The organism is Streptomyces sp. NPDC007901 (assembly GCF_042959465.1).
In the GTDB taxonomy this organism is placed as follows: domain Bacteria; phylum Actinomycetota; class Actinomycetes; order Streptomycetales; family Streptomycetaceae; genus Streptomyces.
Window position 1 is genome coordinate 41,138 of record NZ_JBIBKW010000029.1, and the last position, 20,627, is coordinate 61,764.

The window sequence follows — 20,627 nt, forward strand, 5'->3', positions numbered from 1 at the left end:
GTGCGGTCCCGCAGCGCAGCCTGCGCCCCGACAGGGTGATGCCCGCGGAGCGGAAGCCGGCCCTTCTGCGGCCGAGCATGGCACGCCCCCTTGATCGCGCGGAGGTGACAAGTGGCGGTGACATTCTGAATGTCACCGACTGCTGTCACTTTCCGTAGCCGCAGGACCCGAGCACGGTCATGGTCATCAGGTGCCAGGAGTTGCGTGCGGGAGGTAGGGGTCAATGCGGTCCGCCATCCATGGAGGGACGTGCACGGCGGAGCGTGGCCAGCACGCTCTCCGGGTTTCCGTCGTACACGATGTGCGGCTCATCGTCGGTCGGCGGGGAGAAACGGCCCGCATGCCTGAGCAGATCTTCCTCGCTGAACTCGATGCTGTTCGCGTCGACCAGCGATTGCTCGTTGCGCTTCCGGATCCGGTCCCAGCGTTCTTCATGCGGTACAGGCAAGTAGATGAGAACGGGCTCGCCGCCGGCCTCCATCACGGTTGCTGCCCACTGTGCCCGCTCTTCCGGAGTCCAGAAGCCGTGGTCGACCACGGTGTCGTGTCCAGCCGCCAGGAGTCCCTGGAGCTCAAGGGCGATGTCCTTAAGTACGGGCGCCTCCCTGATCCTGAACTGGCCGCGGGGAAAGTCCCTGCCGTAGTGGCCGTAGCGGCGGAACATCTCCTCATCAGGGCAGAGGCGCCGAAACCCGGCCTCCTCCAAGGCGCGGGCAAGGGTGGTTTTGCCAGCGCCCTGGAGACCGGACATAAGAATCGCGCGAGGCGCGGGGCCCGGTCTGCCGGACATAGCGGCGGAGATGCGCGTGATCTCGAATCGTCCTTCCAGTGTGAGGGTGTCGGTGTGTTCGGCTCGAAGGAGCTGACCGAGGCGGGCTTCGAGGCAGGAGACGAGCGTGTCGTCCAGTACGGCGGCGTCGCACCTGGTCACCGCCGCACCTCTGACGTCGTGCGACGGGTGCGGCCCGGGGCGCCCAAGTCCACGCCGTACTCCAGCAGCTCGCCGTCGGCGTCCAGGAAGCGTGCGGTCAGCACAAGGATCGCCGCGACGGTGTCGGCCTCCAGCTCTAGGAGCTCGAGGTCGCGTTCCGTCGCGATGCGAGCAGTCTCCTCATCCACGCGCTTATCGACGTGCCGCCCGGTCGCCCGAGCGATCAAGTCGAGCGACAACCCGCCCTTGAGTCGCTCGCTTCGCGCCAACTCGGGTACGACCTGGGCGAATTCGGCCGGGATCCACGAAGTTGAGTGGGAGACGATGCCATGACCGTCCCGGTAGACACGGCTACGGCGAATCACGTCGTCACCAGGCGAAATACCCAGCACGTCAGCGACGTCCTCGGGAGCTTCGACTATGCCGGCGGTGTGGCCGGACGACTTCTCACCCACGCCCCACGACGACTTTGTCTTGCTGCTGCGGTCGTGGCGCTCCGCCCCGGAGGACAGCGAGATGGGGCGTGCCATCACCTCAGTCCCGACGCCCGGGATGCCCTGCACGAGCTTTTCTTCGCGCAGCAGTCGCATGGCCCGGTCGGCGGTGGCTGTGCTGACCTCCCACTCGTTCGCCAGCGTCTTGATGCTGGGCAGGAGGTCGCCCGGCGAGAGCTCCCCAGAGCTGATCAGCTCGCGGTAGTGGCCCGCGATGCGCGCATACGGCGGCCGATTGTCGGCTCGGGGTGGCCCTGACATGTGCCTTCGCCTCCTTCGTTTTACCTCTGGGTGCCTCACTATACCGCTTGACACCTGAGGGTACCTGATGCAACCTGATGTATGTAAGACGTCGGTGATCCTCCGGGAGCACCGAGTGAGCACCACCGCAAGACCGCAGTAATCGCCACCTCGGTGGCCCCGGAGTCTTTGCACCACGAGGCACCACTAACTCCTCCGGGACCTGAGCCCTTTGGCTTAGGGGCTGCTGCGTGAGCAGCGCTGATGCGTTGTCCGTCCTGCGGGACGCCGGCCTAGCCGAGCGTCCTGCGGTGGCGGAGAGAGCACCCGCGATGCCGTACCCCGCCCGCTCCGTACGTGAGGAGTCCACATGTCTGCTGCCACCACCGAGCGCACCGCCAAGGAACGTGTCCGTCGCACCCGTTCCCGCGGCCGCAACGAACTCGCCCCGCTGCGTGTTTCCGAGCTCGCCGTGCACGAGTACGACCTGGACCCGGCCTGCGTCTCGCTGGTGTGCCCCTCCTGCCGCACCTGGGTTCCGATCAACCGGCCGAACGGGCAGCCCGGACGTACGCGACTGGTGCCCCATCACACGGAGAAGGCCGGCACGGCCGCTCCGGTCTCCTGCAAGGGCGGCAGCCACCGGCGCGTCATCATCGACGTAGAGATCGAGCATTGGCGGCAGCGCCTGGTGGAAGGGACCGCGGAGACCGACGGGCGTCGCTCGAACCGCGTCACGCGTAAGCCGAAGGTCGCGGTGGCCCCGGCCGTCGCCCAGATTCAGGTGGCGCTGGACCAGAAGGACACGCTGAAGGCGCTGCAGACACACCTCAAGGCCTGCCCGACCTGCACGTCAGGCCAGTCCCACTGCATCGAGGGAGACCGCCTCGCCCGCTTCCACGTGCACCAGCTGCGCACCACGGAAGAGCGCGAAGAAATGATCAAACGGCAGGAGATCGAGGCGGAGCAGCGTGAGCCCGGCCTGCGTGAGCGCCAGTGGGAGCTGACCGCAGACGCGGTACGAGGGGCCGACATCCAGCGTGTTCACGATGCGCTGGAGATGACGCTCAAGCAGCACAGCGAAAAGCTGAACGACTGGGAGCGGGCCGACCTCGCAAGCGCGATCACAACGCTCGCGACGAAGCTGGAGCAGTTGCACCGCCTGTAACCCACCCGCACGAACGACCACGGCCCGGCCGACCCGATTACCTCGGGTCGGCCGGGCCGTGGCTGCTCGTACGACCAGCCGACTCCCCAACGGGGGAGTGAACGCGACAGCCCCGGCGACTTGGAACCCCCCGGGGCTGTCCAGGACCTGACTGGAGGACCTGTGCAGACCAGCATGACACTCCCGGCGCCCGCCGCCGAATCCGACCCGATGATCCTCGAAGCCCTGCGCCGGGTCGTCGACGACCAGATCGGCCCCCGCACGCCCGGCTCCATCTACCAGAACGTCGACGGCGCCTTCGAGGTCCTCGCGGTGATCCGCGACCCGCAGCGTGCTCGTGAGTTGCTGGGGCGCCGGGGCGCGCAGTGGGCCCTGGTCGTGAAGGACGTGCTGCGGCCCGGTGCCGAGCCCTTCGCGATCGGCTCCGCGTGGACGACGTCGGACCACCTGGTCCACGACGCTGCGGCAACCGGAGAGGTGAAGTAATGGACTGGCGTCACAACGCGGTCTGCCGCGAAGAGGACCCCGAGCTGTTCTTCCCGATCGGCAACGTGGGGCCGGCGCTCCTGCAGATCGAGGAGGCCAAGTCCGTCTGCCGCCGCTGCCCGGTCATGGACCAGTGCCTCCAGTGGGCGCTGGAGTCCGGACAGAACGACGGCGTCTGGGGCGGGCGCTCCGAGAACGAACGGCGCTCGATGAAGCGCCGCGCCGCCCGTGACCGCGCCCGGAACGCGGGGTGACGGTATGAAGAGGGCCACCCGTGGGCGCTTAGCCGCCGTCTTGCGCCTGGTCCTGGCCGTGACCGGCCAGTGCTCCGAGTGCGGTGGACGATTCGAGGGCTGGTCGGGGGGCGTTTGCGACGCCTGCCGGAACCGCGGGTGATCGTCGTGCCCGACGATCTACTTGCCCGCTACATGAGGGCCGACACTGCCAACCGCGCGCACGGTGAGACCTGCACTGAGTGCTCGCCGGACGTGCGGTGCGAGGTCGGCCAGCGTCTGCAGGAGTCGTTCGAGCGACTCCAGGACGCCTACCTCGCTCAGCAGAAGAAGCGGATCTGACCCGCAGGACGGGACGGAACCCCAACTCCCTGCCCGCGCGACGCTGTTCCACCAGGCCGGCCGCCCGCACCACGGGCGGCCGGCTTTTCGCACGTCTTCCGCCCGGGAAGGTCCCGGGATCGTCCTCCCCGCAGGAGTCCCCATGGACAGCACCGCCCAGCTCGACACCGCGACGACGGCGACCGGCACCACCACGCTGCCGGACTCGCTGTGCACGCACACGCCGAAGTGCCCGTCGGCCGACAGCCCCGACCGGGAGGCCGCGCACGCCGTGGCCAGCCACCCGGAACAGGGCTGGAGCTTGCTGTGCAACGGCGTCCTGATCTTCGACGACACCGGCGAGCTGCTCCCCGACGGCCGGGTCGTCGCCCCGCACCGTCACCTCACGGTCGTGGCCTGACGGCTGCCTGATCCGCCCGCACCGACCGCCGATCCTCCGGCGGCTGGGTCGGGCGGTGACTGGGAGCCGGACAGTCCGGACCCGCTGGCCTTCGGGCCGGTGCTCGCGATGCGAGGAGAGCACGTGACCCAGCAGTCACAGACGCAGGCCACCCAGTCGCAGACCACCTACACCAAGGGCGACATGGTCCTGTTCCGCGACGTCGAACGCTTCTGGCTCGGGCTGCCCGGCCACACGTTCGTCGGCCGGGTGGAGCGGGACTGGCGGCACGCCGACACCGGCAAGGTCCTCTACGACCTGACCGAGCTGAGCAGCAACCGGGCCCGCGCCGGGATCGACCCCGCCTACATGCGGCTGCTCCCGCCGGTCGATGCGATGCGCGACATCGACACCGCGCCGCTCACCGAGCCGGACAGCGGCGCGATGACCCCGGCCGCCGTCGCCTGGCTGACCCAGCACCTCGCGAAGGACAGCCGCACGCTGCCCGCCCCGCGCTGACCACTGCCTCGACAGAACGGCCCTCCGAGTCCTCGGCATTAGCGCTGCTGGGGCCTCGGAGGGCCTGGTCACGACCCTACCGACCGCCAGTGATCCACGGTGCCCCTTCTGCACGGAGGCGCCCGGAAGAAAGGACACCCCCGTGGCCACCACCAAGACAACCCGCCGCCGGCGCCAGCCCGCGACGACACCGAAGCCCCGCGGTGGGCGCACCACGACGACGACGGCGGTGGCCGTTCCCGTGCAGGCCACCGCACCCGAGCCCGAGACCGCTGCTGCTCCGGTGGTGTACCCCGAGGCCGACCCGCAGCTGGCCGACGCGGTCGACCGTGCCGCCGACCTCCGGGCCCTGGCCGCCGCCGACGCTCACCGGATCCTCGCCGACGGCCAGGAGCGCGCCGGTGAACTGCTGGACGCGGCCCGCGAGGAGGCGGCCTCGATCACCGAGGCGGCCATCACCGAGCAGGCCCGGATCCTCGCCGACGCCCAGGTGTCCGCCGACCAGGTCCGTGCGGACACCGCGACCAGCGCGGCCGCCGACGCCGACCAGGTGCGCACGACCGCCGAAGCGAAGGCGGAGCAGCTGCTCGCCGACGCCCGCTCGGAGGCCGGCGCCCTCGCCGCGGCTGCGACCGGCAAGGCCGACCAGGTCCTCGCCGACGCGCGCCGTCAGGCGCAGGACGTCGTCACCGAGGCGAGGGAGGCGGCCCGCGAACTGCGGGCGGCCGCCGACCGGGACGCGGCTACGGTCCGCGCGGATGCCGAGGCCCGGCGCACCGAGCTGCTGGCTGACGCGGACCGTGCCGCGACCGAGATCCGCGCCCGGGCCACCCAGGATGGCGACCAGGTCCTTCAGCGGGCCCGCGCAGACGCCGACCGGATGCGCGAGAGCGCGGACGACCAGGCCGCGCAGGTGAGGGCCGGAGCCGAGAAGGTCGCCGCGGGTCTCCGCCAGGACGCCGACCGGGCCCTGGCCGGCGCCCGCACTTCCGCTGATGAGCTGCGGGCCGCTGCAGAAAAGGACGTCGTCCGGCTGCGGGAGCAGGCGGAGACGGACGCGAAGACGGCCCGGGATGCAGCGGCGAAGGCCGTCGCCGACCAGGCCACCGCCGAACGCATCCTGGAAGAGGCGACGCAGCGCACCGTTCAGCGGGCCCGGCGCCGCCAGATTCGCACCGATGCCCGTGCCGCCCGCCGCAAGGCACGCCACGACGCCCGGCCCGTCGGCGGTGTCCCGCCGCTGTCCGGGCAGGAACTGCTCGGGGCCGTCGCGATCGTGCTGGCCGCCGCGGCCGTTTCCACCCTCGGGCTGCTGTCCTCCTACACCGCGCTGGAGACCAAGGCTTCGGGGTGGGGCTGGGACTGGCCGTGGCTGCTGCCGGTCGGCATCGACGTCGCGATCCCGGCCTTCACCGGCGCCAACCTGTTCCTGATCCGCATGGGCATGGAACTGCGCTGGATCCGTTGGGTGCCCCGGGCGTTGACGGCGGTGACCGTCTACCTGAACTGGAACGCCTCGCACTCCGCCTCGGGCCGGATCGGCCACGCCGCCCTCACGCTGCTGTGGGTGATCTTCTCGGAGATCGCCTCCCACGTGTACGCCACGAGGATCGGCGCGGTCACCGGCAAGGTGCGGATGGAGACGGTGCGCCGCTCCCGCTGGATCCTCGCTCCGATCCCCACCGCTCGGCTTCGCCGCCGGATGATCCTGTGGGAGATCACCTCCTACGAGGACGCGCTCACCCGGCTCCAGCAGGAGACCTGGCTGCGCGCGCAGCTGCGTGAGGAGCACGGTCTGCTGTGGCGGTGGAAGGCTCCGCTGGAGCAGCGGATGGCGCTCAAGCTCGGCAGCGCGCCCGCCGCGCTCGCCGACACGCTCACCCCGGACGACGCTCACACGATCGAGCGCGTGGAGGAGACCGAGCACGCTCACCCCGACGCGAGCGCGCTCACGTCGGGCGAGGTTCGCGGGGAGCGTGAGCGCCCGGCGCTCACCTCCGGCGCTCACACGGGTGAGCGCAGTACGGGGGGCGGTGGCGCTCAGCGAGCGGAGGGCGCTCGTACGCGCAGTGAGACGGAGGCGCTGACCGAGCGTCGCCACGCACGTGTCCGTCTCCTCTACACCGAGCTCGGGCGCCGACCCGAGTGGACGGAGATCCGTGACGCGCTCACCGACGCAGGTCTGTCCCCCGACGGACCGGTCTCCCGCCCGACCGCTCAGCGGCTGCGCGCTCAGGTCGAAGGGGCCGCACCGGGCGGGCAGTGAGCGCCCGGTGAGCGCCTGAGCGCCCACCCCCTGGCGCGATGCCCTGCCGCTCATGGTCGCCACCGGCCCGAGCCCACGCGTGAGCGTGAGCGCGGACTGGTGACGGCCACGGCCGGCAGGCCGATTTCCCGTTCCCGCCCCGAGCAGGAACGGCCCCCGACCCGCATCGGTGCCGACCGATCGCATCACCCCCGCAGAGGAGAAAACCCCTGATGAGCAGCAACAACCAGCCGCGGTGGACCCCCGACTTGCTCGCCGAAGGCCCCGAGAAGCGCCGTGTGTTCATCGAGCAGCGCAGGGCGTTCCTGGCTCCCCTGCTCGCCGAGTCGAAGGCTCTGCTCGCCGAGATCGAGGCCGACCTGGGGGAAGTCGACAAGCTGCCCGGTGACCTGCCGTTTCAGGCGAAGCTGCGGGCCCACCACACGGTCCGGCCGCTCGCGAAGGTCATCGAGGACCTGGAGGACGTGATCGTCCAGCTCACCACGTACAGCGCGCGGTACCGGCGCAGCTACGAGGAACTGCCCGAGAAGCGGGCCGCGAAGGAGGCTGAGAAGCAGCGTCTGAAGGAGCTGAAGGCAGGCGGTGGGCAGCCGCAGATCGACGCGCCCGCGCCGAAAGCGGAATCCGCTGAGGACACGAACCCGTTCTTCGCGCACCTCAACAAGGGCGCGTGATGACGGGCAAAGATCCCGCCCGGTCGAAGCGCCTCACCTTCGAGCTGTGGTCGCCCCGGATCCACGGGGCGACCACCCCTCGCGACCGCGTCGTCGTCCTCGTCGACGCGGCCCGGGCACACCTTCCGGACGACGATCCGATGTGGGCGGCGCTGGACGAACAGCTCGGCAAGTACCTGAAGGAGAAGGGCTTCGGCTCGTAACTCTCCGCGTTCAAAATCAACGTTCAAATTAAGGAATCCGGCCGCTGAGGCTGTCGCCACACGCGCGCGTCACGCGCGCGCTTACGCGAGGCGAGCGGTTACGTCAAGTGAGGACGAAAAGATGGCCGACGACGGTCGGGGCGCGGACGTCATCACGCTCCCCATGCTCAATCTGTCGCCCCCCGGCGGCACTTCCGACGACGGGACGCCGCCCCCTCCGGAAGCCGGTGACCTGGCTCCGCCCCCCGACTTCTTCCTGCCGTTCCTGACCCCCGGCGACGACGACGATTCGAGCACCGTCGACCCCGACGACGTCGCCCCGCAGATGATCGCCAACGCCTCAAGCGGAACCGGAACACCCGCCCGCGCGACGGCCTCGATGGCCATGGTCACGATGGCGGCGATCGCCGTCGCGGCGCTGCGCGGCACGTGGTCGGTGGCGAACTACCTGAAGGCGCGGCGCGAGCATCACGACGCCGTCGCCGACAAGGCGCGCGGGGCGGCCGACAAGCAGAAGGTCGCCAACGCTGCGAAGGCGGGCAAGGTGCAGTCCGGGCCCGAGTTCGGACGCGGCGCGACCGGCAAGGGCGGCGGCGGTCGCTCGGGCGGGTCCGGCGCCGGCGGCGGCTCGGGGCGTGGCACCTTCGGGCAGCAGCAGAAGCCCTCCCCGAAGACAGGCGGCCGGGGCAGCTCAGCCAACGGCTCCACCGGGGCCGGCGGCCGCGGCACGGGGCCGAAGGGATCGAACGGAGCTGCCGGTGGCGGCTCGCGCTCCTCCGGGCCTGGCTCATCGGGCAAGGGCTCGAAGGGCGCGGCCGGGGGCGGCACTGGGTCGTCGGGCTCCGGCTCGGGATCGGGCAAGGGCTCACCGAGCGGGGCGAAGAAGTCCCCCGGCGCGCTCGGGAAGCTCGCGACGGGCCGTCAGCAGCGCAAGAACGACGAAGCGAAGGCGCAGCGCCAGGCCGCGGCCGACCATCGCAAGGCTGACCTGGACGACCGCGCGGCGGCCCGGAAGGAAGCGGCGGCCGAGGCCGCCGACCGGCGCAAGCGCAAGGCCGAGAAGCGGCAGGCGAAGCGCGAGCGGCAGCGGGAACGGGAGAAGGCCGGCGGCACCAGCCCGAAGGAGACCGGCAAGGGCAAGCCCGACGAGACGGTCGACCTGACCAAGAAGCCGAAAGCTGATGACGGCACTGGGACGAAGAAGGAGGACACCGAGAAGGTCGACCTCACGAAGAAGCCCAAGGCCGGTGACGGCACGGAGGCGAAGAAGGACGACACCGAGAAGGTCGACCTGACCAAGAAGCCCAGGCCCGACGGCTCGAAGGGCGGGACGAAGAAGAAGCCGAAGCCGCCCCGGAAGAAGAAGCCCCGCACCGGGCGCCGGAAGCCGAAGGGAAGTACGACGGGACCGAGGACGGGTCGGCGGCGCAGGAGGGGCCGCACCACGACCGACCCCGGATCGATGCCCGGTGCTGATGGCGAGTGGCTGCGCCCCCCGCCCGGCTGGGACGTCGAATACAAGGTTGAGGACATCCGGGCCGAACAGCGGCGACGACAGCCCGCTGGGAGCATCACCACAGGTCGCAAGGGCCTGCCCGCCGGATCCTCCGGTCAGGTCACGCCCACCCGATCCGTACCGAAAGAGAGCCCGATCGTCATGGGTACAGCCGCTGCAGTCGGCGAGGTCGGCGACACCCAGTTCGTCGACGCCGAGCTGACCGTGTACGACCTGATCGACTCCGACGAAGAGATGAGCGAGCAGATCCTTCAGGGCGTTGAGCACATGAACCTCGTTGCCGCGAAGTGCGAGGGCCTGAAGTCCGGGCTCGAATCGCTCTACGCGATGTGCCTCGAGAAAAAGGTGCCCGGGGTCCTCACGAAGTGGTGCATCCGCCTCATAGAGCGGGCCGGCAGCGTGCAGGACAAGGCTGAGGCGCTGCGGGACTCCCTGCCCCGCGCCTCCGAGGCGATCCTGACGGCGCGAGACACCGCCGTCGAAGCCGACAAGCTGCGCGCCGACCGGGTGAAGGAAGCCGGGCACGTGGCACCGGCTGAGCGCGAATACCACGACCGAAGCGGGGTGTGACCATGAGCACTGAAGCCGAAGCCTCCGCCGGGAGCGGCGGCGCGATCGAGCCGACCAACGTACAGACCAGCTCGGAGGTCACCGCGTCCGGTGCGTCCGACCTGCCGGCCCCCGGAGAGGGTTCGGACGGCGGCGGCGAGCTTGCCCCGCTGAACAGCGGCCGGATCGTCGACGTCATCGCGGACGCCCTCACGTTCATGCTCGTCATCGCCCGTCTCGGGATCGCGGCTGCGGCGATGAGGCTGCTCTCGCAGGCCGTGAAGGGCGCGTACTCGTACGTTGAGGACTGCGCACAGACCGTTGACGGGCTCGCCGACGTCGCCGCGTCGCTGGCCGTCGACGACTCGGTCACCTCTTCGCACCACGACGCGGCAGCCACGATGCGCGAGTCCCTCGAACTGGCCGACGCACTCTCCGCCGAGGCGGCCGAGATGTCGACCGAGTTCGACAACGCGGCCCGAGACCACGCGAGCGACTACGGCGACGTCAACGAGGCGATGCAGTCCGGCACCGCCGACGTCGCCGAACGCGAGTGGTACAGCAACCGCTGACCCAATCCGGCCCCGAAGGCGCCCGGCCCCCCGCACGAGGGGCCGGGCGCCTTCCGCATACCTGAAAGGAGTGCCGGCGATGATGCCGCTGCGCACGTACATCGAAACCACCCGTGCCGGGTCGGTCGTAAGCCGTGCCGGGTCGGCCGCAGTCAGCGGCGTCGGCCGGCTTGCGACCCTCGCGGGCGGCACCGCCATGACGGCGGGGCTGTTCACCGACGCCGGCACCTTGCCCGCGATCCTCGCAACGATCGCGGCCGGGCTGGGCGGGGCGTTCCTGTCGCCCCGGTTCCAGCTCGCCCACCCGATGAAGAAGCCGATCGCGTACACGATCTACCTGACGCCGCACACCGTGCTCGCCGCGAACCTCATCACCGAGCTCGCGTGGGACGCGACCGAGGGCCGCCTGGTCCAGGGCGGCGTCGCCGTGCTGTGGACGGCTGGGGTGTGGTGGCTGCGTCCCGGGAAGCTCGCCAAGCGCGTCGCGAAGTGGCCCGAGCCGGTTGTCGAGACCGACGACGCCGAGGGCGGCCAGGACGGCGCGGGTACCGAAGCCGAGACTGCCGTCGCGCTTCCCGACGATCCGGCTGGCCGGTGGTGGGCCCTGAACGCGGCCAGGGAGGGCGGCGTTGCCGAGGGCACGCGCGTGATCGACGTGCGGGCGATCGAGGACCGGCGCCGCGTCGCCGTCGCGCTCACCGCGATCGAGAAGGGTGAGCCGGTGCCCGACATCAAGATCAAGCGCCTGTCGGCCCTGATGAACGTGCCTGTGGAACTGCTGGAGATACAGGAGATCCCCGGGCACGGCGCCGGATTCGCGATGCTGCTGATCGGCCCCAAGCCCGAGGCGGGCCCGGCGCCTGATGAGGACGTCTGGTCGGAGATCGGCCGGTCCGCGCTGCCCGGCGTGACCCTCACCGAGATCAACGAGTACGACATGTCGAAGGAGTTCAACCCGTGACGCCGGCAGCCCTCGCGAAGCAGCACGTTGAGGAAAAACAGCAGGTGATGCGCGAGTACATGCTGCGCACCCGGCCGGGCGGCGTGAAGGGCGCCGACCACGACGCCCTGTGCGACCTGCTGGAGGTCGACGACCCCAGCCGCGTGATCTTCGAGCAGGGGCGGGGCCGCCAGGCCGTCGTCCGCGTCTTCCCCGTGAACCCGCTCGCGAAGATGCGCGCGATCACCCTCGAAGACCTCCAGTTGGATGAGAACGGCTGCATCCGGATCGGCTCGTACTACGACGGCGAGCCGCTGCGGATGCGGGTGCACGACCCCGAGACCGGCAACGCCCAGCGCATCATCATCTTCGGCACGACCGGCGCTGGTAAGAGCCGTGCCCTCCAGGCGTTCCTCGCCGCGTGCAAGCGCAACGGGATCGTCGTGCACCTCGCCGACCTCAAGGGCGGCCAGTCCGTACCCGAGGCGAAGGGCAACGTCGCCACGCACGTGCGGACGCTGGAAGAGGCGATGGGCCTGCTGCGGGCCGCCGTCGCGAAGGCCGAAGCGCGGTTCAACCGGTACGCCGACATGGGCCGCTCCGGGTTCCTGATCAACAACCCGGACCCGCTCGAATACGTCGTCATCGACGAAGCCAACCGCCTGCTCGAAAAGGGCAGCCCGTTCCGGGCCGAGGCGGCCCGGCTGATCAAGGAGATCGGACGGACCGGGCGCAGCGTCGGCATCGGCATCGTGCTCGCCGCGCAGGCCGGGCACCTTGACGAACTCGGCGGCAGCGACACATTGAGGGCCATGTTGAAGGAAGGCGAGGTCGTCCTCCTCAGGTGGAGCTCGCAGATGATGGCCTCACTCGTCGGCGACGGCCTGCTGCCGACCGGTGAGAACCTTCAGCCCATCCCGAAGATCCTCGGAGCCACCCGCAGCATCCAGCGCTGGGGAGCGCCCGTCGACCGCAGCAAGGAGAAGCCGAACAGCCAGGGCATGTGCTACCACCTGACGTCGGCCCGGCCGACGTCGATGGCGCGCTACTTCCTGGTCGGCTCGCTCTCGCCGCACGAGGGGTTCGACCCGGTGATCCGGGAGCTGTACGGCGACGCACCGCCCCCGGGTAAGCCCCTGAAGCTGATCTTCCCGCCGCCCAAGGACGGCAAGGGAGGCCAGGCCGCAGAGGACAGCTACGACCTGGAGTACGGCGACGGCGACGAAGATGAATCGCTGCCAGCGATGCCGAGGACGCTGAAGGAACGGATTCTCGCCGCACTTGAGTCCGGCCCCCTGTCCGAGGCAGACCTCCTCGCGGCCCTCGATGAGGACGGCGGGAAGGACGCCAAACGCGGCTCCGTGCGCACCACGGTCAGCACCCTTCGGGGCGAGGAAAAGCTTGCCCCGAAGGACGCCTCCGGCCTGATCAGCCTGCCCATGTGATCACGGGCGCCCCCGGCGCCGACCTCGAGGCGCCCCCGCGCCCTCCTCGCCACCACGGCGGGAGGGCGCTCCGCATCTCCGTCATCAACGCCGGCCTCAAAGGCGGCCAGCCCGTCGCTGAGGCGTACGGGGCCGCCGACCTTCCCGAAGGAGTTCCCTACCGTGGCGCTGACCGTCTCCCTGGTCGTCCTCGCCGGAGTCGCCGTGCTGATCCTGCTCCGCACCGGCTACCTGCGTATCTGGCCCGCCCTCGCCGCCGGCCTGTTCGGCTTCACCCTCGCCTCCACCGGCATCGCCCCCGCCATCACCAACGCCATCAGCAGCATCGCCGGAATGCTCAGCAGCCTCGGCTGAACCGCCCCGCTCCCCCACCCTCTGCGCCCTCCCCGCCACCACGGCAGGGAGGGCGCCCCCGCATCTGCACGGACGGAGAACACCGTGAACTTCGAGCACATCACCCGCCCGCTGACCGACGACGAAGCCAAGGCCGAAGCCGAGCGGATCATCGCCCGGTCGTACTACGGGCCAGAGGCGCCCGCTGTACGGCACATGCCGACGTCGTTCCGCGACGACACCCCGCTGCCCGCCTACGGCGACACCCCGCCCGTCCATCAGGACGACAAGCGGATCGTGCCCGCCTGGGCGGCCGGGATCGCCGTCGCGTCCATCGGGGTCGGCGCCGGCTCCGTCGGACTCGGCTGCTGCGCCTGGCTGGTCCTCAACGGCCTCGCCTCGGTCACGCTCAACAGCGTGCTGATGGTGACCCTGCCCTTCGGGGGTTTCGCCATGGCCGTCACCGCGATCGGCGGCGCGATCAGCAAGGCCCGCAGCGCCGTCACCAAGAACGTGTACGAGGGTCCGGTCACCCAGAACACCGAGATCAACAACACCAGCAACCAGCGTGGGATGTTCTCCCGCACTCGCAACGACGTTCGCTGACCCCGGCCGCCCTGCCTCGCATCCGACACCCCGCCGCACGAGCAGGGCTTCGGGTGCGGGACAGACCGTCCGGCCTCGCGGCCAGTCGCAGCCGATCCAGACGCGGCCATGGTCATCGACCTCGGCACCCCGGATCTGCTTGCCGACCGCCGCCGTCGCCTCCGGGCCCGCCGCTCACCGCGTGGCCCCTTTTCGCACGCTCCGTGAACACCCCACCGACACCTTGGAGTTGCCCCGTGCAGTCCCACGACAACACCCCCGGCCAGAACCACCAGGAGCTCACCTACCTCCCGGTGCCCTTCACGAAGGCGCCGCCCAAGCAGCCGCGGTTCGCCGCGCTACGCGCCTGGTGGGACACCGCGTGGGACGAAGACGGCGTCCTGCACAACATGTGGGAGGACGTGCTGCGCGCCCCCGTGGTCGGCTTCCGGCACATGGCCCCCTGGCTCCGCGCCGTCCTGATGGTGGCCGGAGTCTCCTTCGTCGTGCTGATGGCCAAGACCGCCAGCGAAGTCGTCCTGGACGCGCTGCACCAGCTACTCACCACCGTGCCCAAGGTGCAGGTCGGCGTCGACACCTCCGGCGGTGTGTTCGCCGTCGTCGACCAGCCGGTGCGCACGTACATCGCGCAGCACGCCGCCGGCCTGCCCGTCGCGGCCTCCACCGTCTACACGCTGTGGCTGCTCACCGGCATCGTCGCCCTGGTCCTCGGCTTCCTCTCCAAGAACAACGGAGTGCGCGCGACGTGGGCGGCACACGGCGCGGCCACCGCGTGGATGGTCTGGACGGCCACCCCGGACACCAGCCGCCCTGTCGCGGCCGCCCTCGCCGTTCTCGCCTGGACATTCCTGTCTGCGTTCGCGATGCGCGGCCTGACCCTGCGCCGCCGCGTCGTCGTCGGCCGCCCGGCGGAAGTCACCGTCAAGCCCGAGATCCACATTCCGGTGCAGCCCCCGGCCGCGCCCGCCGACCAGCACAACGGCTGCTGCCCTTTCCGGGACTGACCTCCGGACGCTCCGCCTGGTCCTCGCCCACCCGCCCCGGCGCGGTGGGCGAGGACCGGACAGGCCGTCCGGCCTCACGCACCACCGTCCCTGTCCCCACCGCCCGCAAGGAGATCGCCATGCCGACCAACACCCAGACCCCGAAGCCGGTGCAGGGCTGGTTCATCCCCGCGCAGCCCACCGCCCCGGCCAAGCCGAAGATGCCGCTGCTGAAGCGCCTCGCGCTGGCCGCCGCGGCCGTCCTCGCGATCGTGCTCGGCTCCCACGCCAACGCGGACGGCCAGCCCGCCACCCCCGCCCCGAGCCCGTCAGCCACGACGACCGGGCGGTGACAGCCGTGGAACTCAAAGTCCCGTGGATGAGCCGCTCCGACCGGCGCCGCTGGCGGTCCGCCCGGACCATCAGCGACCTCGGGGAGCTGATGGCCCTCTGGCTGGAAGGGAAGATTGCTTCCCGCCCCGGCTACCAGCCGCGGTACGGCCCCGACGATGAGACTGCGCACCTGGTGCCCACTCTCGCTGCCCTGTGCCGGGCCGGATACGTCACGACCTGCTCGCAGCCCGGACTTGTCGGCACCGGTGCGGACGGCCTGTGGTGGGAGCAGCGTGCCGCAGTCGAGCTGGTGGTCACCGACCCGAAGCTGTTCCACCGCCTGGTCGACGCCGCGTACGCCGCTGGGTTGATCGTCCGGATCAACGACTACCGTCCCGGTGGCGGTGCCCAGGAGCAGCCCGTCGTCGTCACCACCCGCGACGGCGAGGCCGTCACCGCGTTCGGCGGACGAATCAGCCGCGCGGACATGGCCATTCAGTGGCCCGGCCTGGACCGCGACCTCTACCTCGAGGTCAGCACCGGCACGTACCTCTCGATCGTCGCCCCCGAGTACGGGACCGCCGGCGAGTGGATGTGGGTCGTGCTCGATTTCCTCACCGGCCTGCGCCGCAATGACCCAGCCGACCCGTGGGCGAGCAGCATCCAGCCGACCGGCCCCGCCCGCGGCTGACCTTCGCCCGAGCTCCGGTCGTTCCGCCTGGTCCTCGTCCACCCGCCCCGGCGCGGTGGGCGAGGACCGGACAGGCCGACCGGCCGCCAGCACCACCCCGCGCCCCGCCGACACATGCCGCGTCGGCGGGGCGTGCTGCTTGCTGCCCACCGACGTCTGGAGGACCCGCCCGTGCTCATCCCCCGACCGCGCCGCCGGATCGGCCGGCCCCGGCCCCTTCGTCCCGGTCTTCGCTACCCGCAGCGCCCCGCCCGGCTTCCCGGCGCCTGGAGGGCGTGATGGACCGCCCGAACGAAGACGACCTGGTCGACGTCGACCTCTACGACGACGGCAGCTTCCCGGAGTACGGCTTCCTTCAAGCCCCGGGTGCTGTCGCGGTGTTCGCAGCGTTACGCGGGACCGGGCCCATACCCGAGACGGGACTCGTGACCCGCCGCCAGCTGCGCGCGCTGGGCTTGAGCCCCGGCGGCCAGGAGCCCATAGCGGGACTCACGTGGCGCAACGGGCTGCGAAAGGCCTGGTTCTACCGCATCGAACTGGCGGTTCCGAAGCGGACACCCACCCTCGCCCAGGAGATGGCCCTGGACCGGGCGATGGCGGCGAGGCAGACGTGCCCCGAGTGCCGCAGGCGGTACTACGCGTGCCTCCCGCTGCGCACCCAGGGCCGATGCGACGCCTGCGAAAAGGGCTTCGAGCCCAGCCCCGACACCGTCATGATCCCGGCCCCGGACACACACCGGCTCGCCGCCTGACCAACGACCAGCCCTGAAGGAGAGCCCCCATGTTCCGCCTGTTCACCCGCAACCGCAGCACGATCGCCGAACCGTCGGCCCCCGAGCCGGAGCCGTGGCCGGAGAACTGGGCGCCCGACGGCGTCATGGTCACCGAGCGCTATCACAACCAGGTCCTGGCCGTCGTCCTCGTGTACACCACCGACGCGAACGGTTCCTCCTGCGCGGTCGCCTGCCTGGGCTGCCACTACCAGACCATGAGCAACGGCCGGAGCGCCTACCGCTCCCTCTACTCGCTGGCCGACGCGGCGAAGGTCGCCAACGAGCACGCTTCCACGTGCCGGGCACTGCCCCGCCCGCTGCTCCCTCGCCCGGACGACAACGACGCCCGCGACCTGCTTCACAAGTGGGTGCACGGCAGCCGCAGCCGGAAGGAGGACGTCACCTTCCACCTCTGCGACTTCGACCTGGGGCGCCTGACCCTCCAGCGCACCCGCACCTGGATCGAGACCGAGCTGGAGCTCCTGGCCGCCGCCGAGCCCGACGTGCTGCACGCCAGCCGCTGCGAGTACAGCGGGGCCCTGGTTCTGCACATCCTCCGCCATCCCGATGACCGGAGCTGACCAGTGCGCACCCGAACAGCCCTGCTGCTCGCGGCCGCCGTTCCGCTCACGGTCACGGCGGCCTCCGTCGCACTCAAGGCCGGCTCCTGGGAACTGGTCGCCAACCGGCACGAGATCCGGCTTTCTCCCCGGCCCCGGCCGGACTGCCCCGACTGCCGAGGCGAGGGCGGCTGGTGGAGCGAGGGTCTCTACCCGGGCGGCGAACTGTGCTGGTGCTGGGACCGGCCGACACGGACCCTCCGGCTCCTGCCGCGACGGGACCCCTGGCCGGACGAACCCCCGTTCTGACGGATCCCCGTGCCGTCCCGACCAGCGACAAGCGCTGGCCGGGGCAGTGCGGAGGACCGGACAGCCCGGTCGCTCCGGAACCCCGAAGGAGCTGCACATGACCGAGACCCTCACCGCGCCCACCGTCGCCGCCGGTGCGGACTCGCCGCTCGCCCTCCTCTTCGACATCGCCCGTGAGATCGGCACGGTGGGCGAAGACGAACAGCGTGACGACGCCGAAACCGCCGCCCTGGACCACATCTGGAACGTCTACCCCGACACCCTCGGCAAGGTCTTGCACGCAGAGGACTGGAGCGGCCGGCCCGCCCTGGCCGGGGCCGGACTCCAGCCGTGCGCCGTCGCCTACCTGGACGGCGGCCTGTGGCTGCACCACTCCAGCGACGGAGACCGCGAGCACGGCGTCCTCACCCTCATCGCGCCCTGCACCTGCGGACGCGGCTACATCGACACCGTCCTGGACGGCGAGTCGGACCTGCTGCAGGTCCTCACCGAGCTGCGCGCCACCGAAGGCCGCTTCCCGCACCACGGCGACGACCTCGACTGCGACAGCCAGCACCGTCTGCGCGCCTGGAGCGACGTCCGGCCGTGACAGCACGAAAGGGGCGGCTGGCGCGCTCGAACCGCGCCAGCCGCCCCAACGCCCCATCACTCATTGCGAGATCAGGAGAACACCAGCATGCCCCGTCTGCCCCTCACCACCGAGCGCCTGGCGCTGTTCGCCACGCTGCTGGCCACGTTCGGTGAACTGCACCCGTTCTGCGACCACTGGGTGCAGGGCTCGAAGTCGGCGTCCCGGAAGCGCCTGTACGGCGAGGACCTGGTCCACGCCGACGGCTCCCCGGCCGACCCGGACTCCCCCCATCCGACCATGACCGAAAGCCAGCTCGGCAGGCGTGCCGTGGCTTTTCACGTCGCCTCCTACACCGCCGTACAGGTGGCCGCGACCGTCGCGGTCACCCGGGCGTTCGGCTACCGCGTCACCCCCGGGGCGCTGCTCGCTGGCACGGTCATCAACGCCGGGACGCACGCCGCGATCGACCGCGGCGCCTTACTGATGTGGCTCGCCCGCAAGAGCGGCAAGACCGGCTACATCGAGCACTGCAAGGCCGTCCGCGTCGACGACAAGGACCAGATCATCTCCGAGTTGACCGGGCCGGGCAGTGCGTGGATGGAGCTGGACGCGGCCCTGCACCGCGCGATCGGCGTCGGTGCCGCCGCCGTCACCACCTGGCTCACCACCCGCCCCGGCTCCCGCCGGTGAGCCGTACCCGCCTGGAACGCGTACGCGCCTCGGTCGGCATCGCCCAGCTCGCCCTCCAGCAGATCGAGGACGACCTGAGCGCCGACGACGTCGACCAGGCGGAGCTCGCCGCGATCCTGCGCGAGCTCATCGAGGACACCGACCCGCCCGGCGGCCTCATGGCGTCCCTCGCGCAGCTGGTCACCGCCGCCGCGCGCCGGGCTGCGCAGATCGAGCCCGACCGCGACGGCGACGCCTCCTGCCCGCTGCACGAGGCCGCCGACCTGATCACCGACAACGCCGGGCAGCTCCTGATCTGGGCTGCCCGCGCCCTTGCCCCCCCAAGGAGCCACCAAAAGTGACCGCCCTCCTCTACCCGGACCTGCCGAAGAACGCGCTCGTGGTGCTGATCGGTGCCTCCGGCGCCGGGAAGTCCGTACTCGCCGCGACCTGGCCGCCCAGCCAGGTCGTCAGCCTCGACAGCCTGAGGGGCGTGATGGCCGACGACTGCGGTGATCAGAGCGCCACGGCCGACGCGGTCGACGCGATGCTCCTGATCGTGCACCGCAGGATGGCCCGCGGCCTGAACACGGTCGTGGACGCCACGTCCGTCCTCGCAAAAGACAGGGCCCTGCTGGTCGACGCGGCGAAGAAGCACAACATGCCGGTCATCGCGGTCATCGTCGCCACCCCGCTGCCGGTGTGCATCGCGCGGCAGCAGACCCGGCCCGCCAACCGGGCCGTGCCCGACAATGTGGTCGCCAACCAGCACCGGGCCATGGTCGCCTCCCACCCGAACCTGCGCTCGGAGGGCTTCAACGAGGTCTTCTTCTCCGACAGCCTGTACCGGCTGGAGCCGCTCCTGGAGCAGATCAGCAACACCCGGGTCCTGGAGCTCGGACAGGGAGGCGACGACGGCCTGGGCGACCTCATCGTGCCGCGCCGGTTCTTCGGCCCCGAACTCATGCCGCTGTGGCGGTGGCAGGACGGCTCCCGCCTCGCCGGAGACGACCGCGTCGCGGAGATCCGCATCGGCCAGCAATACCTCACCCTCGCCCTGCGTACGGACATCGACGGCGAGGGCAGCATCGGCTTCGAGGTCCTGCTGCCCTGCCCCTTCGACGACGAATGCGAGGGCGAGGCATGGGCGCCGGCCTACACGGTCACCGACCTGTGGGGCGCGCTCACCGGCGACCGCGACCAGGACCCGGACATCGTCTGCACCGTGCACGGCAGCTTCGACGACGTCGACCAGGAGGCCGACGACCACGACCAGGACGACGACCCCGAAGGCCGCGCCGACCTCGAGGCGCAGTACGCGGAAGCGGTCCGCGCGTGAACCGTGCCGCACCCGGGCCGCACCCACACCCGCTCACCACGCCGCCCGCGGCCCGCTCACCACGCGGGCCGGGGGCGGCACGGCGGCCCTGCACGATCCACCTCGACTACCTGTAAGGACGTCGCCCATGGCCACCCAGACCCGCAGTAACACCGACACCTTCGCCGCGCTCAGCCAGTGCTTCACCACGGACCTCGCCGTGCTCACCAACGAGGAACCGCCGGCCGCCATCACCCCGACCGGCTTCGTCGACCTCGTAGAGCGCGCCATGCACGTCTTCAGCTCAGCGAACCGCGACCACCTGCAGCGCGCCGGCGAGGAACTCGACTACGCACGCAGTCACCTCATCGACGCGCTGACCCTCACCGGGGCCGACCAGCGCGACCGGCTGGCCCGGGCGCGCACACATCTGCGGTACGCCATCGAGACCACCCGCTGACACCGCGCGTTGAGCGCACTCTGTGCCGCCCCGGCCCCCGGCAACCGTCGGGGGCCGGGGCGGT

General features: G+C 70.9%; 28 protein-coding genes. 26 read left to right on the top strand and 2 right to left on the bottom strand.

Annotation, left to right across the window (positions count from 1 at the left end):
- Positions 1-220 precede the first annotated feature (220 nt).
- A complete protein-coding gene (locus ACFZDK_RS49240) occupies positions 221-931 on the bottom strand; it encodes an AAA family ATPase (protein ID WP_390984078.1) in 711 nt (236 codons plus the stop codon).
- Positions 928-1,686 carry a GntR family transcriptional regulator gene (locus tag ACFZDK_RS49245; protein ID WP_390984081.1) on the bottom strand — a complete coding sequence of 253 codons (759 nt, stop codon included), beginning with the start codon at positions 1,684-1,686 and terminating at the stop codon, positions 928-930. The genes ACFZDK_RS49240 and ACFZDK_RS49245 overlap by 4 nt, the downstream gene beginning before the upstream one ends.
- A gap of 349 nt (positions 1,687-2,035) precedes the next feature.
- Between ACFZDK_RS49245 and ACFZDK_RS49250 the strand changes: the two genes are divergently transcribed.
- The 26 genes from ACFZDK_RS49250 to ACFZDK_RS49375 all read left to right on the top strand — a co-directional run bounded on the left by ACFZDK_RS49250 (position 2,036) and on the right by ACFZDK_RS49375 (position 20,563).
- Complete coding sequence (locus ACFZDK_RS49250) at positions 2,036-2,833, top strand: hypothetical protein (protein ID WP_390984084.1); 798 nt, start codon at positions 2,036-2,038, stop codon at positions 2,831-2,833.
- A 174-nt stretch (positions 2,834-3,007) separates the two neighbouring features.
- On the top strand, positions 3,008-3,319 hold the full coding sequence (locus ACFZDK_RS49255; protein ID WP_390984086.1) for a hypothetical protein: 312 nt from the start codon (positions 3,008-3,010) through the stop codon (positions 3,317-3,319).
- Positions 3,319-3,573, top strand: a complete 255-nt coding sequence (locus ACFZDK_RS49260) for a WhiB family transcriptional regulator (protein WP_390984089.1) — start codon at positions 3,319-3,321, stop codon at positions 3,571-3,573. Before ACFZDK_RS49255 ends, ACFZDK_RS49260 begins: the two co-directional genes overlap by 1 nt.
- A gap of 174 nt (positions 3,574-3,747) precedes the next feature.
- Positions 3,748-3,894, top strand: a complete 147-nt coding sequence (locus ACFZDK_RS49265) for a hypothetical protein (protein WP_390984092.1) — start codon at positions 3,748-3,750, stop codon at positions 3,892-3,894.
- 208 nt (positions 3,895-4,102) lie between these two features.
- A complete protein-coding gene (locus tag ACFZDK_RS49270) occupies positions 4,103-4,294 on the top strand; it encodes a DUF5999 family protein (protein ID WP_390984251.1) in 192 nt (63 codons plus the stop codon).
- A 123-nt stretch (positions 4,295-4,417) separates the two neighbouring features.
- Positions 4,418-4,792, top strand: a complete 375-nt coding sequence (locus tag ACFZDK_RS49275; RefSeq protein WP_390984095.1) for a hypothetical protein — start codon at positions 4,418-4,420, stop codon at positions 4,790-4,792.
- A 142-nt stretch (positions 4,793-4,934) separates the two neighbouring features.
- A complete protein-coding gene (locus ACFZDK_RS49280; protein WP_390984098.1) occupies positions 4,935-7,058 on the top strand; it encodes a DUF2637 domain-containing protein in 2,124 nt (707 codons plus the stop codon).
- A 212-nt stretch (positions 7,059-7,270) separates the two neighbouring features.
- Positions 7,271-7,732 carry a hypothetical protein gene (locus ACFZDK_RS49285; protein WP_390984100.1) on the top strand — a complete coding sequence of 154 codons (462 nt, stop codon included), beginning with the start codon at positions 7,271-7,273 and terminating at the stop codon, positions 7,730-7,732.
- A complete protein-coding gene (locus tag ACFZDK_RS49290) occupies positions 7,732-7,935 on the top strand; it encodes a hypothetical protein (protein WP_390984102.1) in 204 nt (67 codons plus the stop codon). Before ACFZDK_RS49285 ends, ACFZDK_RS49290 begins: the two co-directional genes overlap by 1 nt.
- Before the next feature lie 121 nt (positions 7,936-8,056).
- Positions 8,057-10,021, top strand: coding sequence for a hypothetical protein (locus ACFZDK_RS49295; protein ID WP_390984104.1), 1,965 nt, complete (start codon positions 8,057-8,059; stop codon positions 10,019-10,021).
- Positions 10,022-10,023: 2 nt separating this feature from the next.
- Entirely contained in the window at positions 10,024-10,572 is a 549-nt protein-coding gene (locus tag ACFZDK_RS49300) for a hypothetical protein (protein ID WP_390984106.1), read from the top strand.
- A 79-nt stretch (positions 10,573-10,651) separates the two neighbouring features.
- A complete protein-coding gene (locus ACFZDK_RS49305) occupies positions 10,652-11,533 on the top strand; it encodes a hypothetical protein (RefSeq protein WP_390984109.1) in 882 nt (293 codons plus the stop codon).
- Positions 11,530-12,957: a DNA/RNA helicase domain-containing protein gene (locus ACFZDK_RS49310; protein ID WP_390984111.1), complete on the top strand. Its 1,428-nt coding sequence runs from the start codon at positions 11,530-11,532 to the stop codon at positions 12,955-12,957. The genes ACFZDK_RS49305 and ACFZDK_RS49310 overlap by 4 nt, the downstream gene beginning before the upstream one ends.
- A gap of 162 nt (positions 12,958-13,119) precedes the next feature.
- Complete coding sequence (locus ACFZDK_RS49315) at positions 13,120-13,311, top strand: hypothetical protein (RefSeq protein WP_390984114.1); 192 nt, start codon at positions 13,120-13,122, stop codon at positions 13,309-13,311.
- An 84-nt stretch (positions 13,312-13,395) separates the two neighbouring features.
- The gene (locus ACFZDK_RS49320; protein WP_390984117.1) at positions 13,396-13,896 is read left to right on the top strand and encodes a hypothetical protein; all 501 of its coding nucleotides are present in this window, start codon (positions 13,396-13,398) and stop codon (positions 13,894-13,896) included.
- Between the two features lie 236 nt (positions 13,897-14,132).
- Complete coding sequence (locus tag ACFZDK_RS49325; RefSeq protein ID WP_390984120.1) at positions 14,133-14,900, top strand: hypothetical protein; 768 nt, start codon at positions 14,133-14,135, stop codon at positions 14,898-14,900.
- Positions 14,901-15,019: 119 nt separating this feature from the next.
- The gene (locus ACFZDK_RS49330; RefSeq protein ID WP_362578225.1) at positions 15,020-15,232 is read left to right on the top strand and encodes a hypothetical protein; all 213 of its coding nucleotides are present in this window, start codon (positions 15,020-15,022) and stop codon (positions 15,230-15,232) included.
- 26 nt (positions 15,233-15,258) lie between these two features.
- Positions 15,259-15,903: a DUF6919 domain-containing protein gene (locus ACFZDK_RS49335; RefSeq protein ID WP_390984123.1), complete on the top strand. Its 645-nt coding sequence runs from the start codon at positions 15,259-15,261 to the stop codon at positions 15,901-15,903.
- 278 nt (positions 15,904-16,181) lie between these two features.
- Positions 16,182-16,655 (top strand): RRQRL motif-containing zinc-binding protein, encoded by a 474-nt coding sequence (locus ACFZDK_RS49340; protein ID WP_390984126.1) that lies wholly within the window; start codon positions 16,182-16,184, stop codon positions 16,653-16,655.
- A 29-nt stretch (positions 16,656-16,684) separates the two neighbouring features.
- Positions 16,685-17,257: a hypothetical protein gene (locus tag ACFZDK_RS49345; RefSeq protein WP_390984128.1), complete on the top strand. Its 573-nt coding sequence runs from the start codon at positions 16,685-16,687 to the stop codon at positions 17,255-17,257.
- 3 nt (positions 17,258-17,260) lie between these two features.
- Complete coding sequence (locus ACFZDK_RS49350) at positions 17,261-17,545, top strand: hypothetical protein (protein ID WP_390984131.1); 285 nt, start codon at positions 17,261-17,263, stop codon at positions 17,543-17,545.
- A 97-nt stretch (positions 17,546-17,642) separates the two neighbouring features.
- Positions 17,643-18,134 carry a hypothetical protein gene (locus ACFZDK_RS49355; RefSeq protein WP_390984134.1) on the top strand — a complete coding sequence of 164 codons (492 nt, stop codon included), beginning with the start codon at positions 17,643-17,645 and terminating at the stop codon, positions 18,132-18,134.
- An 87-nt stretch (positions 18,135-18,221) separates the two neighbouring features.
- Complete coding sequence (locus ACFZDK_RS49360) at positions 18,222-18,806, top strand: hypothetical protein (protein WP_390984136.1); 585 nt, start codon at positions 18,222-18,224, stop codon at positions 18,804-18,806.
- A complete protein-coding gene (locus tag ACFZDK_RS49365) occupies positions 18,803-19,147 on the top strand; it encodes a hypothetical protein (protein ID WP_390984138.1) in 345 nt (114 codons plus the stop codon). The genes ACFZDK_RS49360 and ACFZDK_RS49365 overlap by 4 nt, the downstream gene beginning before the upstream one ends.
- Complete coding sequence (locus ACFZDK_RS49370; protein ID WP_390984141.1) at positions 19,144-20,124, top strand: AAA family ATPase; 981 nt, start codon at positions 19,144-19,146, stop codon at positions 20,122-20,124. Before ACFZDK_RS49365 ends, ACFZDK_RS49370 begins: the two co-directional genes overlap by 4 nt.
- Positions 20,125-20,251: 127 nt before the next feature.
- On the top strand, positions 20,252-20,563 hold the full coding sequence (locus ACFZDK_RS49375; protein WP_390984144.1) for a hypothetical protein: 312 nt from the start codon (positions 20,252-20,254) through the stop codon (positions 20,561-20,563).
- Positions 20,564-20,627: the final 64 nt, after the last annotated feature.

What these genes read in the sequence shown, in the direction of transcription:
- ACFZDK_RS49295 (WP_390984104.1), top strand. Translation starts at nt 8,057, where the DNA reads ATGGCCGACGACGGTCGGGGCGCGGACGTCATCACGCTCCCCATGCTC.
- ACFZDK_RS49340 (WP_390984126.1), top strand. Translation starts at nt 16,182, where the DNA reads ATGGACCGCCCGAACGAAGACGACCTGGTCGACGTCGACCTCTACGAC.
- ACFZDK_RS49345 (WP_390984128.1), top strand. Translation starts at nt 16,685, where the DNA reads ATGTTCCGCCTGTTCACCCGCAACCGCAGCACGATCGCCGAACCGTCG.
- ACFZDK_RS49245 (WP_390984081.1), bottom strand. Translation starts at nt 1,686, where the DNA reads ATGTCAGGGCCACCCCGAGCCGACAATCGGCCGCCGTATGCGCGCATC.
- ACFZDK_RS49260 (WP_390984089.1), top strand. Translation starts at nt 3,319, where the DNA reads ATGGACTGGCGTCACAACGCGGTCTGCCGCGAAGAGGACCCCGAGCTG.
- ACFZDK_RS49330 (WP_362578225.1), top strand. Translation starts at nt 15,020, where the DNA reads ATGCCGACCAACACCCAGACCCCGAAGCCGGTGCAGGGCTGGTTCATC.
- ACFZDK_RS49285 (WP_390984100.1), top strand. Translation starts at nt 7,271, where the DNA reads ATGAGCAGCAACAACCAGCCGCGGTGGACCCCCGACTTGCTCGCCGAA.
- ACFZDK_RS49300 (WP_390984106.1), top strand. Translation starts at nt 10,024, where the DNA reads ATGAGCACTGAAGCCGAAGCCTCCGCCGGGAGCGGCGGCGCGATCGAG.
- ACFZDK_RS49255 (WP_390984086.1), top strand. Translation starts at nt 3,008, where the DNA reads ATGACACTCCCGGCGCCCGCCGCCGAATCCGACCCGATGATCCTCGAA.
- ACFZDK_RS49375 (WP_390984144.1), top strand. Translation starts at nt 20,252, where the DNA reads ATGGCCACCCAGACCCGCAGTAACACCGACACCTTCGCCGCGCTCAGC.
- ACFZDK_RS49355 (WP_390984134.1), top strand. Translation starts at nt 17,643, where the DNA reads ATGACCGAGACCCTCACCGCGCCCACCGTCGCCGCCGGTGCGGACTCG.
- ACFZDK_RS49265 (WP_390984092.1), top strand. Translation starts at nt 3,748, where the DNA reads ATGAGGGCCGACACTGCCAACCGCGCGCACGGTGAGACCTGCACTGAG.
- ACFZDK_RS49360 (WP_390984136.1), top strand. Translation starts at nt 18,222, where the DNA reads ATGCCCCGTCTGCCCCTCACCACCGAGCGCCTGGCGCTGTTCGCCACG.
- ACFZDK_RS49250 (WP_390984084.1), top strand. Translation starts at nt 2,036, where the DNA reads ATGTCTGCTGCCACCACCGAGCGCACCGCCAAGGAACGTGTCCGTCGC.
- ACFZDK_RS49305 (WP_390984109.1), top strand. Translation starts at nt 10,652, where the DNA reads ATGATGCCGCTGCGCACGTACATCGAAACCACCCGTGCCGGGTCGGTC.
- ACFZDK_RS49335 (WP_390984123.1), top strand. Translation starts at nt 15,259, where the DNA reads ATGAGCCGCTCCGACCGGCGCCGCTGGCGGTCCGCCCGGACCATCAGC.
- ACFZDK_RS49290 (WP_390984102.1), top strand. Translation starts at nt 7,732, where the DNA reads ATGACGGGCAAAGATCCCGCCCGGTCGAAGCGCCTCACCTTCGAGCTG.